The organism is Paenibacillus sp. SC116 (assembly GCF_024733555.1).
Lineage (GTDB): Bacteria > Bacillota > Bacilli > Paenibacillales > Paenibacillaceae > Paenibacillus_B.
Genome location: NZ_JANIOF010000005.1, coordinates 1 through 12611 on the forward strand (window position 1 = coordinate 1; position 12611 = coordinate 12611).

Annotated in this window: 12 protein-coding genes and 1 pseudogene; 3 read left to right on the forward strand and 10 right to left on the reverse strand. The window is 44.3% G+C overall.

Going from position 1 to position 12611, the window contains the following annotated elements:
- The 4 genes and pseudogenes from NQ117_RS18225 to NQ117_RS18240 form a co-directional block, all read right to left on the reverse strand.
- A pseudogene (locus NQ117_RS18225) lies at positions 1–394 on the reverse strand (hypothetical protein); the annotation flags it as partial.
- A complete protein-coding gene (locus tag NQ117_RS18230) occupies positions 363–2072 on the reverse strand; it encodes a DNA repair helicase XPB (RefSeq protein ID WP_258279457.1) in 1710 nt (569 codons plus the stop codon). The pseudogene NQ117_RS18225 and the gene NQ117_RS18230, both read right to left, overlap by 32 nt.
- 126 nt (positions 2073–2198) lie before the next feature.
- Positions 2199–2624 (reverse strand): CBS domain-containing protein, encoded by a 426-nt coding sequence (locus NQ117_RS18235; RefSeq protein WP_258279458.1) that lies wholly within the window; start codon positions 2622–2624, stop codon positions 2199–2201.
- Positions 2625–2723: 99 nt separating this feature from the next.
- Positions 2724–3923, reverse strand: a complete 1200-nt coding sequence (locus NQ117_RS18240) for a M20 metallopeptidase family protein (protein ID WP_258279459.1) — start codon at positions 3921–3923, stop codon at positions 2724–2726.
- A gap of 308 nt (positions 3924–4231) precedes the next feature.
- On the opposite strand from NQ117_RS18240, the gene NQ117_RS18245 reads away from it, so the two are divergent.
- On the forward strand, positions 4232–4579 hold the full coding sequence (locus NQ117_RS18245) for a YugN-like family protein (protein WP_258279460.1): 348 nt from the start codon (positions 4232–4234) through the stop codon (positions 4577–4579).
- A gap of 109 nt (positions 4580–4688) precedes the next feature.
- The gene (gene ftsW, locus NQ117_RS18250) at positions 4689–5867 is read left to right on the forward strand and encodes a putative lipid II flippase FtsW (RefSeq protein WP_258279782.1); all 1179 of its coding nucleotides are present in this window, start codon (positions 4689–4691) and stop codon (positions 5865–5867) included.
- A gap of 13 nt (positions 5868–5880) precedes the next feature.
- Here ftsW and NQ117_RS18255 read toward each other — a convergent pair whose 3' ends face one another.
- The 6 genes from NQ117_RS18255 to NQ117_RS18280 form a co-directional block, all read right to left on the reverse strand.
- The gene (locus tag NQ117_RS18255) at positions 5881–6270 is read right to left on the reverse strand and encodes an Asp23/Gls24 family envelope stress response protein (RefSeq protein ID WP_258279461.1); all 390 of its coding nucleotides are present in this window, start codon (positions 6268–6270) and stop codon (positions 5881–5883) included.
- 150 nt (positions 6271–6420) lie between these two features.
- A complete protein-coding gene (locus NQ117_RS18260; protein WP_028595754.1) occupies positions 6421–6720 on the reverse strand; it encodes an Fpa/YlaN family protein in 300 nt (99 codons plus the stop codon).
- A gap of 145 nt (positions 6721–6865) precedes the next feature.
- Positions 6866–7108: an HPr family phosphocarrier protein gene (locus NQ117_RS18265; RefSeq protein WP_144991290.1), complete on the reverse strand. Its 243-nt coding sequence runs from the start codon at positions 7106–7108 to the stop codon at positions 6866–6868.
- Between the two features lie 138 nt (positions 7109–7246).
- Positions 7247–8362: an aminopeptidase gene (locus NQ117_RS18270; protein WP_258279462.1), complete on the reverse strand. Its 1116-nt coding sequence runs from the start codon at positions 8360–8362 to the stop codon at positions 7247–7249.
- Between the two features lie 114 nt (positions 8363–8476).
- Positions 8477–9274 (reverse strand): hypothetical protein, encoded by a 798-nt coding sequence (locus tag NQ117_RS18275; RefSeq protein WP_258279463.1) that lies wholly within the window; start codon positions 9272–9274, stop codon positions 8477–8479.
- A gap of 87 nt (positions 9275–9361) precedes the next feature.
- Positions 9362–11332 (reverse strand): sensor domain-containing diguanylate cyclase, encoded by a 1971-nt coding sequence (locus NQ117_RS18280; RefSeq protein WP_258279464.1) that lies wholly within the window; start codon positions 11330–11332, stop codon positions 9362–9364.
- Positions 11333–11849: 517 nt separating this feature from the next.
- Between NQ117_RS18280 and rpsD the strand changes: the two genes are divergently transcribed.
- Complete coding sequence (gene rpsD / locus NQ117_RS18285; RefSeq protein WP_258279465.1) at positions 11850–12449, forward strand: 30S ribosomal protein S4; 600 nt, start codon at positions 11850–11852, stop codon at positions 12447–12449.
- The last annotated feature ends 162 nt before the right edge of the window (positions 12450–12611 follow it).

Consider the following 12611-nt stretch of genomic DNA (forward strand, 5'->3'; position numbering starts at 1 on the left):
CCTTTACATATACGTCAACAGGCACTACATATAAACGTTCTCCCCACGCTTTACGAAATACGGCTAACAATCCAGCTTCATACCATACAGGGAGTGCTGCCATGATTTCAGCTGCCGCAGCATTCGCATGCTGCCATGACTCTATCATTTCCTCGTGGAATGGAAGTGGCCCTGTACGCTTTAACAGATGTACATAGAGCTGCTGCAAAGAAGGTGGCAACTGTTGAATCGTTTGAAGCACCAATTCGGGTGTAGCGGAGAACTTCTGCCAGTTTGTATAAGGAGCAAATCCCCCATGTAGCGCATCACTCTGCCCATTTGCTCCTACTTTTGCTGTGTCTGCGATTTGAGAAGCTTGTGATTTAGCTCGCGCCGCTAACTCCGATGTGTGCACTACTTCTGCCTCCTTCTTCACTTACCGCATATTGATAACCCTGTTCAACAAGAAATAACTGACGCTTCATCGCATCCTCTACTTCTCTTGTGCCTGATGATACAACGGTATAGAAATAAGCAGCTCTTCCATCCTCTTTAGGACGAAGCAATCTCCCTAAGCGCTGCGCCTCTTCTTGCCGGGAACCGTATGTCCCTGATACTTGTATCGCAACCGTAGCGTCTGGCAAATCAACTGCAAAATTAGCTACCTTTGAAACAACTAGTACTCGCGTTTCACCTTTGCGGAATGCCTTATAGAGGTGCTCTCTTTCTTCTTGTTTCGTTCCGCCCGTTAAAAGAGGAGCCCCAAGCTGCTGTGCAAGTTGATGCAGTTGATCCAAATATTGACCGATTATAAGTGTGGGTGCTTCAGCATGCTGCTCCACGATACGTTCGACGACCGCCATTTTCGCCGGACTCTCAGCAGCTATTCGCGCTTTCTCTCGTGCAGCGGCTGAACGATATTTATCCCAACACGCTTCGTGCATAGGGACCCTTATCTCATGACAAGCAACCGAAGCTATCCAGCCCTGACGCTCCAGCTCTTTCCACGGCAATTCAAACCGTTTAGGACCGATCAGTGAAAACACATCACGCTCACAGCCATCTTCACGAATCAAGGTAGCTGTAAGGCCAAGGCGACGAGTCGCTTGCAGGTCTGCTGTTGTTCGAAATACAGGGGCAGGAAGCAGGTGTACTTCATCATAAATAATTAATCCCCAATCCCGCTGATGAAATAATCCCATATGGACCCACTCTTCAGCCTCGTCCCGGCGATACGTCATCATTTGATAAGTCGTAATTGTAATTGGCCGCACTTGCTTATGCTGGGATGTATATTCACCTATTTGTTCCGCCGAAAGCGTCGTTTTGCTTAAGATCTCTTGTTTCCATTGTTTCACCGACGTCGCATTCGACGTTACAATTAAAGTTTCGCTCCCTAACTCAGCTATCGCCCCAATGCCAACGACCGTTTTCCCAGCCCCGCATGGCAGTACGATAACCCCATCACCTGCTAATTGAGTCGCAGTCCCGATAAAAGCCTCTACCGCTGACTTCTGATAAGGACGGAGCGAGAAAGGATAATCACCCAGCTTACCTACCAGTTCTACTTGTAGTGGCTCCCCATCGTTATAACCAACGCGATCTATAACCGGATACCCAACACGGGCAAGCTCACGCTTCACTCTACCTCGATGCCTTGCTGCAATCTGAACACTACCAGCTGCTGGTCTACCAATGAACAACGTGCCGATTTCTGGGTCATTCATGAAGGATAGGAGGCGCGCTTCATCTACACACTTAAGAAGGAGCACATCTCCTTCATCATCCCCCTCTATAACGAATAAGCCGTATCGATCTATCCACATCGCAATTTCTTGTTTCACTTTCATGGGTACTGCCCAAGTTGCATACTTATCCAGCACTTGAATTACATCTACTGCACTTCGTCCTGAAGCAGCAGCATTCCACAAAGTCAGTGGTGTCATCTTGAATGTATGTATGCCTTGCGGATGCTTGACTAAAGATGAAAAACGCTGCAGTTCTTCTCGAATTTCATCATAGCGCTTGCTCCCATCATGGACCAAAATATTCATATCTGGCTGAACAGCCAATTCAAACGCATTCTTGCTCATGCCGTGCCTCCTAATGCATATAAAAAAAATCACCTTCACCCTACGCAGCGCTTCAGGCCGCTAGCTCACCAGAAGAATCGCATACACTCAGGAGAAAGATGATCGTGTCAACCGAATTCCTAATCATTAATGCGTATACGACGACTCCGAAATTTCACTTAGTGCATGTCCCGCCTCATGAACAAGTGGCGTTCGAACAGCTAAATCGCCTAATGCCACAATTCCTTCTAATCTGCCATTATCCGTAACGAGCAAGCGGCGTATTTGTTTATCGGACATTAACGCAGCAGCAGTCTCAATAGATGCATCGGGTGCTACGGCTATAATTTCTTCTGTCATCACATCTCGAATCCGAGCTGAATTAGGCCTTTTTCCCGCTACACCGCGAATGACAATATCTCTATCCGTTACAACGCCGACAACAAGACCTTGATCAACGACAGGGACAAAGCCGATATTATTCTCCTTCATCATAACAGCTGCTTCATACACATTATCTAGCAGCGTGAGCGTAGAACAAGATGTAGTCATTACTTCACGAACGATAGTCATAGCCTATTCCTCCTGATGATACATTCTGCTAACAATGGTTATCATCCCCTCAAAGCTATACCCTCATTCACCAATGACTCCTTCTCCGCCCTTATACATTCACTCGACTTCACGGTACTTCTGCTCTAGTGCCTCCAAGGCTGTCACGCCAAGCAGCTCTGCTGCTAGAATCATAGCTCTCTCATCAAAATCAAACATTGGATGATGATGAGGATATCTCGCTTCTTGCTCATTTCCTGCACCTACTAGCATGAATGAGGCAGGTATATGTTGACCATAGTATGCGAAGTCTTCCGCAGGCATCATTTTCTCAGCTACTTCCAACGATGCTTCACCGAACTGTTCGATAGCCACCCTACGCATACGCTCCGTCTCATGCGGGTCATTGTTCAATGCAGGGTATCCACGTCGAATGTGCAGGTCGTAGGAAGCACCGTACATTTCGCACACATGTCGTGTTATGTGTTCCACTCGTTCGATTAGCTGTTCCCTAACAACTGGGCTGAACGAACGAAGCGTACCATTCATAATCGCACGATCTGCAATAATATTTTGGGTTTGTCCTGCTTGCAATGTACCTACAGAAACAACAGCAGGCTCTAGCGGAGAAAGATGACGGCTAACAACGGTTTGCAGCTGCTGTACGAGCGCGGCACCAACCACTACTGCATCGATGCAAGTATGCGGCATTCCACCATGTCCACCTTTGCCATTTATCGTTAAGAAAAAGTCATCTACTGCAGCCATCATTGGGCCCTCACAAATGGCCATCTTTCCGTACGGGATCGGGGTCCAGAGATGAACTCCATATATGGAAGAAACGCCATCTATTGCACCATCTTTGATCATCTGCTGGGCTCCGCCAGGACTAACCTCTTCGGCCGGTTGAAACAATAGACGCACTTGCCCACGCCATTTGTCTCTATTCTGCTGCAGTACACTCGCTATAGCCAACAAAGTGGCCATATGCCCATCATGACCGCATGCGTGCATCGTTCCAGGTATAGTCGATGCATACTCACATTGCTTTTCATCTTGTATTTCCAACGCATCCATATCTGTACGCAATGCTACAATCGGAGACCATTCATGATCACCAGCCAAAATATTAGCGACTATACCATGACCACCAACTCCACTCCGATAAGCAATGCCCATTGTATCTAGCTGCTGGGCAATAAAGCTTGCGGTCTGCTCCTCATGATAGGAACGCTCAGGATGTTGATGTAAATATCGACGCCACGCTATCATCTGGTCATTCAGTTCTAGTAACTGTTGATTGAACCAACTATAACTCATCCTTACTTCCACCTTTCTGCTGGTACAAGTTTTGTTTATGTATGTGACTGTTTATTGTGCAAATACGATTTCTTATCGTACGCATCCGCCTATAAATGTAGATTATGATATATAGATTGCCTATTATTGTAACATAATCTTTTTCCTTTAACGGACTATATTATCAAAAATGAAACGCATTCTTTTTTTGTTAAAATTCCCTATCTTCGTCCCTTCCCTACTGGGATATCTTGCGGTTGATGTAGAAACATACTATCATGGAATGGAGGTTGAACTAGACGTTAGTAGAATAAGGGAGGAATCGGCACATGATTATTGACAACTCCGGCCTTAATGGGCTTGTATCGGACTTAGCACACATTGACGAAGTAAGTGAATCACTTGGCTTCGTTCGCTGGCAATGGGAATATTATCGCGCTACATACGATTTCAAGATCGAAGACAAAAAAAGCGGCGAGGATTACTATTTGCGCATTAATACGAGAGTAACGGAAGGCAAGCTGGAGAAGCCTGACGCTTTGCTCGAAATCGAGCACGTGTATATGGGAAGAGCTACTTTTCCACACGGCTTGGATTATGAAACACCAATCCCTCAACCGATTATTAATGCGGCTACAGACAAGCTGTCTGCACTAAAGCAAGCTCTGAGCGCATAAGAGGACTATTTTGAATCGGACGACTTACAAATCCATCAAACCAGCTAAGCCAACTAAACGTCAGTCACCTCAGTCACCACTTCTCAGCCGTGGCACGCCGGATTTCACGATGCTTGCACTCACATTGCTGCTTGTCGGTTTCGGAATCGTAATGATTTTCAGTGCGAGCTCTAACGTCGCAGCTGTTTCCGAAAAGATGAATTTCGATGCCCTTTACTTTGTAAAGAAGCAAATGATGTGGGCTGTACTTGGTACCATTGCATTGCTCATAACGATGAACATACCGTACATCTTTTTCAAAAAATGGTTTATGCCATTTTTCCTACTTACCCTTCTCATGCTTCTTCTCGTACCTTATATAGGAAAAGAGATAAACGGAGCACGCAGTTGGTTTGGAGTAGGGGGCTTAGGAATACAGCCTACTGAAATAGCAAAAATAACACTTGTGCTATACTTGTCTGCTCTGATCGCCAAAAAAGGTGAGAGCTTCCGTAATTTTAAAACAGGCCTATTCCCAGTCATGATTATTGTCGGCGTTGTTGTCGGTTTAATCATGCTCCAGCCTGACTTTGGTTCTGCCGTTATTTTGACATTGACAGCAGGTGTCATCGTTATTGCGGGGGGCGCCAATTTGAAGCATATTTTCAATTGCTTTATCGTTGGTTTGCTAGGAATATTAATTGTACTAGGCATTAACGCCTTGTTCTCAGGTGGAAGTCCATTTTCGCAAGGGTATCAGATGGATCGGATTAAGTCCTGGCTGGATCCGTTCTATGATCCGCAACACGCCAGCTACAATCTACTTCACTCGTTGAAAGCCATCGCTCATGGCGGTTGGTTCGGCACCGGATTCGGTCAAAGTATACAGAAGCTGTTCTATTTGCCTTATCCCTATAATGATTTTATTTTTGCTGTTATCGCAGAAGAACTTGGCTTTATTTTCACATCCATCTTTTTGCTTGTTTACGCCTACTTTATTTGGCGCGGTCTATTAATCGCTCTACGCTGTCCTGATATTTTCGGTACACTAGTGGGGGTCGGTATTATGGGCTGTATCGCCATCCAGGCATTCATTAATATTGGCGGTGTAACTCGTACGATACCGATTACAGGTGTTACTTTGCCATTTATCAGTTACGGTGGTTCATCTCTACTCATCACGATGACAAGCATCGGTATACTACTTAGTATTTCCCGTGAGCAGAGTCGTGTAGAGCAGGCACCTGAGCGTAGATCGTCCCAATCCCGCACACAAAAAAAAGACTACCGGCCCATTAGGCCGCTGTAGTCTTTTTTTTTCTTTAGCGCACAACGCGCTGAATTTCATCTAGTTCTTCATCTTTGAAGGCAACGCCCTCAACCTTGATGTTCACTTCCACAACAGTTAACCCAGTCATGTTCTGCACAGCTTCTCGAACAGTAAGTTGAAGCTGGCGACATACTTCATGAATCGGCATACCATACAGCACAACAATACGCAAATCGATCGCCGTCTCTAGTTGCCCTACTTCGACTGAAACCCCTTTTTGTACATTCTTACCTGAAAGACGCTTAGCCCATCCTTCTGATAGGCCTCCTGACATCGCAGCAATACCTGGAGTTTCAAGGGCAGCAAGTCCTGCAATGGTGGAGACGACATCATCTGATATTCGAATATTCCCCTCTTGATTCATCAACTGCTCTTCCGTCATCGTCATCCTCCTCCTTTTCCATTTGATAATATTGTACCGATACTGAACACCGAAATCAAATGTTGAACCTTCACGAATCGTGTCGTGTCTTGCTAAATAATTCAAATATAATTCAAAAAAGCTCGGGCGACTATAGCCACCCAAGCTTCATTACGAAGAAGATACCGAACGGTTTTCCAATGCTTCGTATAGTGTTGCCAGATTCCGTTCCAACTTGCTGACAAGCTGTTTGCCTGTCTGCTCTTGTAACAGACCCGCTTTTACAGCGAAGTCGACCTGGCGAGAGAATCCGTACATCTGCGTGTCCAACACTTCCTCATAGAGAGGACAGTAGCGTGTAGCCAAGTTCTCCATCTGAACTTGAATCAGCTTCTCTATTTGATGCGCCTCATCTTCCAACAGGGCGAGCGCTCGATCGTTCAACTGTTGCAGCACATTCGACGATGTCATATCTAATTCCCCCCTATGACCTGAGGTCACGATTGTTCTATTATCATATTAGACGATCATGACATTGAACACAAGATGTAGGAATGGAAAAAGCCGAGAACGAATCACGTTACTCGGCTTTTTCGTACTTTGTTATATAGAATAACTATTCAACAATGTTAATGTTAAGGCCGTGTTTCTGGAACACTTCTACCATTGTCTTCTTTGCTTCTTCAGCATCCGGGCCATGAACATGCAGTTCATAAGCATGGCTATTCACTAATGTTGTGAACAAGCCTAGGATACTTTTAACATCAATATACTTATTTTCTGCTTGAAGCACGATGGAAGAACGGAAAGAACTCGCCTTTTGTGAAATTTCCACGACTGCAGCATTGTTGTCTGCCATTGTAATCCCTCCAATATCAAACTCTGTGCACATGAGTGTTTGCTAATTCCATCATACCTTGAATTTATCTTTCGATGCAAGGGAGAAGCGAAGTAATTGGCCATTTTATACATGGCAATTTTAACCTCATCTTCTTACTTATTTCAAATTGTCAGGATTGAGAACGTCCAGTTCAGGAAGCACGAAAAGGCCGTCTTTACGTACTAGTACATCATCAAAATACATTTCTCCACCGCCATACTCTGGACGTTGAATCATAACGAGATCCCAGTGAATAGAGGAACGGTTTCCATTGTCTGCCTGCTCATAAGCTTGACCCGGTGTAAAGTGAATGCTGCCCGTAATCTTCTCATCAAATAAAATATCTTTCATGGGATGAAGAATGTATGGATTCACACCAATAGCGAACTCTCCAATGTAGCGAGCCCCTTCATCTGAATCTAGAATTTCGTTCAGACGTGTCGTATTGTTGCTTGTTGCCTCAACGATCTTACCATTTTCAAATCGGAAAGATACATTTTCAAACGTTGTGCCGCTATACAATGTTGGCGCATTGTAAGTAATTGTACCATTTACAGAATCTCTTACTGGTGAAGTGTAAATTTCTCCATCTGGAATGTTGAGCTTGCCTGCGCATTTCACTGCTGGAATTCCTTTGATAGAGAATGTCAAATCCGTTTCCTTACCTACTAAACGCACACGATCCGTTCGCTCCATGAGATCTTTCAGAACATCCATAGCCTGATCCATCTTCGTGTAGTCTAATGTACATACGTCAAAATAGAAGTTCTCGAACGCTTCTGTCGATGTATTCGACAACTGTGCCATCGATGCGTTAGGATAGCGCAATACAACCCATTTTGTACGCTTAACGCGCTCTTCCATATGTACAGGATGGGAATAGAAAGACTCATACAGCTTCATTTTGTCTGCTGGAACATCAGACATTTCATTTACGTTCTCTCCGGCACGAATACCAATGTAACCGTCCATACGCTGCATACGAAGCAAATCATATTCTTTCCACGTTTCCATTTGCTCCTTCGTTGCATTCATCAGCAATGCCCGCTGAACTTTACGGTCCGTAAGCTCAACATGAGGGTGTCCACCGCGCTTCGCAATTTCATGAACTAAACATTCAACGAGCTCGCGCTCGGAACCAATCATTTCAACCAAAATATGTTCACCGGGTTGGACATCAACGGAGTATTGCACTAAATTTTCTGCTAATTTCTGTATTCTTGGATCTTTCATACATGCTCCTCCTCTAGTTCGCCTTTGCTGTTAAAATTGCGATTATACAATCTTAATTAGATGTTGGTTAACTTTGCCGCAATGACGATATTGTACCATGTAAGGAGCCAGAAGTCAGCGGAATTGCGTAAACTTCGCCGTTGTTCGAATCGCTTCTTTGTAAGGAATACCTTGCTCTTTATACACAACATCCATCTGACCTTCGATTCGATGTGGAAGCTGAGATTTTCGGTCTATCCATACATAATAACTTGCCTGCACGTTTGACTCTTGGAGCATCTGGATAAAAGAACTTCGATAATTCTCAACTTGGTTATAAAGAAGAGATTGCAGCGCTTGTTGTTCTGCCTCTGAACGATTCTCCTTGCCTTGCGACCATATTCGGCTTGGTACAACTGCTGTTTCGAACTCTTCCAGCATTCGCTCACTAAACACACGTTTAGCCTCATCAGGCTCTAGATCAACACGAACGAGTATTTGGGGCCGCTCAGCTTCTGATGAATAGCTGTCAGCATCGTTCCCAACCGCAGCAGCCATCGTTGAATCCACGTAGCTCACTTTTTTATGAGACGTACGAATATCCGTTAACAGTCGAATTGGATTCCAGCGTTTTGGCGTCGTCTCCGCATACTCCTGTTGAGTCATTTTCATCTGGGTGCTTCTGTGATTATGCACCTCTCCTTGGAACCGAATCGTCTTCGTCTTTAATTGACGCTCTCCAACTTTTAGCTCGCCTATGCCCTCGAAAAAGAACTGATCTTTGCCTGCCATCCCGCTGAGAGCACGAGTCAGAACCTCCTCAGGCGGTTGAGAGAACGGTGCATTGCATCCTACCAGCCCAACCATCATCAGTAGGGCAATTCCTACGTTTATTATCCGCTTCCTAACTGTGCAGCCCCTGATCCTCAACATAGGGGACCCCTCCATTCCTGAACGAAGACAAATAACGGGATGAGCACATAGACTCATCCCGCTTAGACTCACTCATATGAAGGGCAATTATACATGTTCTTCACCAGACGCAATTTGAATCACATTGCGTCCTTTTTTCTTCGCTTCGTATAATGCCATATCTGCTCTATAAAATAACGTTTCCACACTTACCTTTTCGTCCTGCCAACTCCACTCTGCAACTCCGCAAGAAACCGTTACCTTTGGATCCGTCTCCTGCTCTACACGATTGCGTATGCGCTCGGCAACTTTCTTCGTTTGAGTCGTATTAAGCTGAGGCAAATAAACCGCAATTTCCTCGCCACCCCAACGTGAGGCAATATCGGTTTCTCTTATGGAAGAGCGAATAATATCGCTGACTTGAACGAGTATTTTATCACCGATCTGGTGACCAAACGTATCATTAACCTGCTTAAAATAATCAATATCAACAACGATTAACGAGCCGCAAAAATCTTTTTGCTGCTGTCGATTCACTTGCTTGTCCAAATAATGCCTTGCATACAAGCCTGTTAACTGATCTTTATTCGCTAGATGTTTCACACGATCATGCAGAGTCGCATTCGCTATTGCAAGACCTAGATGTGCGCTTAGCATTTGCAACAACTTGAAATTGTCGTACGTAAAGAAATGAGGTCGTTTATCAGCAACCGCCACAATACCAACTAATTCGCCGCCACTAAACAGCGGTGCGGCAATAATGGAACGCAATCCTAAATCCTCAACCATTTGAATACGTTCAATATGATGATCTTCACTGTCTGAAATAATGACTGGTTCACGCAAGGTAAGTACGTACCCAAACAATCCTTTTTGAGTAGAATACGACGACCCTACATATTCAGCTATATTGGAAGAAACAACTTCAAATAAAGACTTGTCCTCATTAAGCTGCAGCAACATGCAGAAATCAGCATGAAATACACGCAGCAGCTCATGCATTGCATCGTCAAACACATCACGTAAACGCAGACTCTGATTAATGCGCTTCGTTAATTCATTAATAAGACGCAGCTCTTGAATAACGTTGTTCGCATGTTCATGCAGACGCGCATTCTCAAATGCCGTACCTGCTGCTTCAATAATGAGCTCGATAACTTGGAGATCAGAAGTTTCGGGCTGCTCTTGTGCAAAAATTAGCTTCAATACACCATAAGAGCCTTGTTTCCCATTAAGGGCAAAAGCAACCTCAAATCCAGAATCAGAATTGGCGGTGCATGTTTCCCCTTTCATAAAGGCCTCCATTACGATTGGATCGCCCCACGACTTGAACACTAACGCTTTGACATTAGGATTCTCACTACGGTGATCTTGGGACAAATATACCTCGACAATCGTATCTGGCACGAGTCGTTGAATGCCATCTATAATCTGCGTTAGAACAGAATCTACATCTATCCGATCATGAATATGGCGCATCACGTAGTACAGCACTTCTCTCCGCTCTGCTTCTCGCTCTGACATGCGGTGTGTATGATACATCTCTTCTACAAACAGATGTTCGAACTCGCGATAAAAATGGGTTCTTAGTGCATATACCCAACCTTGTAAGGCAAATGATTGCAGCATGTCCGACTCATCGCATACAAATAGAACGATACCAATCAATTCCTTTGTATATCTGGAAACGATAGGAAACGCAGCTGCTTTCTCCGCGTATACTGCCTCTTCGTCCCAGGCTGGTTTGCGCTTGGATAGTACACGTTGTACGAGCTCCTGCAATGGTATGCCTGCTTCTAGCTCATTCAGCTTGTCTGAACCTTCCAAACATTCCCCTTTATAGTCATACATCAATACACAATTCAGATGCTTGCGTATTGAAGGAGGAATTTCTAGTAGCCATTGGATATATGCGGTTTGTAGAAGAGAATGCGTGTACGGCAAATCATGCAGCGTGATATCACGTTGCAGCAACCAATGTTCTGGGCTTCGATCAGCTCCAGAACTACGCTTCCAATTCTGTTGATGGTTGGCTATCAAGCCAGCATTGCTCTGAGGATGGAGTCGACGTTTCGTCATTTCCTTCTCCTTCAAACGCTATAGTCTCTTTCATTAATCATACAATAGATTACTGTGAAAAGGTACTAAATCCAATCATGCACCCAAAACTTTTTAGGCCATAAGAACTATATCGCGGTATAGAAATCCGTATACTTCGTCTATGAATTGGAAATTCTAAACCTAGATGCTGCTCAATATGTAAATTAGTAATGATATACTTTCCCTTGAAAATTTATCCTACATTAAAACTAATCATAAATATGTTATGATTTCAAGATAATTTTTCAACTTATTGTTAGTTTGGTTTCACAATCTGGAACTTGACATAACTCGGCCTTATCTTATAAAATTACTTGATGTATATGGGCGAATCTGTGTCACCCTCATGAATCTCATAGCAGGCATAGCTGCGGCTGAACATCTGTGTCTGAGCAAACTCAATCGAGATAAAACGATTGTACATGCATAATTATGAATTCGACGCAAATGACCCACATTCTAACCTATACTTGAATGAAAAAGGAGTCAATATATTATGTCTCGTTACACAGGTCCTAAGTTTAAACTAAGCCGTCGTCTTGGAATTTCCTTGAGCGGTACTGGTAAAGAATTGAAGCGCGCTTACCCTCCAGGACAACACGGTCCAGGACAACGTAAGAAAATGAGCGGATACGGTATCCAGCTTCAAGAAAAACAAAAACTTCGTCACACTTACGGTATGACTGAGAAGCAATTCCGTAACTTGTTCAACCGCGCTACAAAGTTGCAAGGTATCGCTGGTGAGAACTTCATGTTCTTGCTTGAGAGCCGTCTTGACAACCTTGTTTACCGTCTTGGTTTCTCCAACTCCCGTGCAGGAGCTCGTCAGTTGGTATCCCACGGTCACGTGACTGTAAACGGTAAAAAAGTTGACATCGCTTCTTACTCTGTAAGCATTGGCGACGTTGTCGGCTTGCGTGAGAAGAGCCGTGGTTTGAAAGTGGTTAAAGAAGCTATCGAAGGCCGTCACCACTTGCCAGGCTACTTGGAGTACAACGAAGCTGCTGTTGAAGGTAAGTATGTTCGCCTTCCAGAGCGCGCTGAGTTGTCCCAAGAAATCGATGAGAAGCAAATCGTCGAGTTCTACAGCCGTTAATTTATGCCAAGAAGAGGTTATCTTTCAAGTTTTACGACTTGGAGGATATCCTCTTTTTTTATGCTTATTTTTGTACAACTCATGCAAATAACAAAGCAACTACATAGACCCATCAAAACTCAAGCTAGAGCCAACACGACATCAAAAGCAGTTTCTCTACAT

Bases quoted from the DNA above. Each gene is read 5' to 3' on its own strand.
- NQ117_RS18260 (WP_028595754.1), bottom strand. From the start codon at position 6,720: ATGACATCGTCGAATGTGCTGCAACAGTTGAACGATCGAGCGCTCGCC.
- NQ117_RS18245 (WP_258279460.1), top strand. From the start codon at position 4,232: ATGATTATTGACAACTCCGGCCTTAATGGGCTTGTATCGGACTTAGCA.
- NQ117_RS18270 (WP_258279462.1), bottom strand. From the start codon at position 8,362: ATGAAAGATCCAAGAATACAGAAATTAGCAGAAAATTTAGTGCAATAC.
- NQ117_RS18265 (WP_144991290.1), bottom strand. From the start codon at position 7,108: ATGGCAGACAACAATGCTGCAGTCGTGGAAATTTCACAAAAGGCGAGT.
- NQ117_RS18230 (WP_258279457.1), bottom strand. From the start codon at position 2,072: ATGAGCAAGAATGCGTTTGAATTGGCTGTTCAGCCAGATATGAATATT.
- rpsD (WP_258279465.1), top strand. From the start codon at position 11,850: ATGTCTCGTTACACAGGTCCTAAGTTTAAACTAAGCCGTCGTCTTGGA.
- NQ117_RS18240 (WP_258279459.1), bottom strand. From the start codon at position 3,923: ATGAGTTATAGTTGGTTCAATCAACAGTTACTAGAACTGAATGACCAG.
- ftsW (WP_258279782.1), top strand. From the start codon at position 4,689: ATGCTTGCACTCACATTGCTGCTTGTCGGTTTCGGAATCGTAATGATT.
- NQ117_RS18255 (WP_258279461.1), bottom strand. From the start codon at position 6,270: ATGACGGAAGAGCAGTTGATGAATCAAGAGGGGAATATTCGAATATCA.
- NQ117_RS18280 (WP_258279464.1), bottom strand. From the start codon at position 11,332: ATGACGAAACGTCGACTCCATCCTCAGAGCAATGCTGGCTTGATAGCC.
- NQ117_RS18235 (WP_258279458.1), bottom strand. From the start codon at position 2,624: ATGACTATCGTTCGTGAAGTAATGACTACATCTTGTTCTACGCTCACG.
- NQ117_RS18275 (WP_258279463.1), bottom strand. From the start codon at position 9,274: ATGTTGAGGATCAGGGGCTGCACAGTTAGGAAGCGGATAATAAACGTA.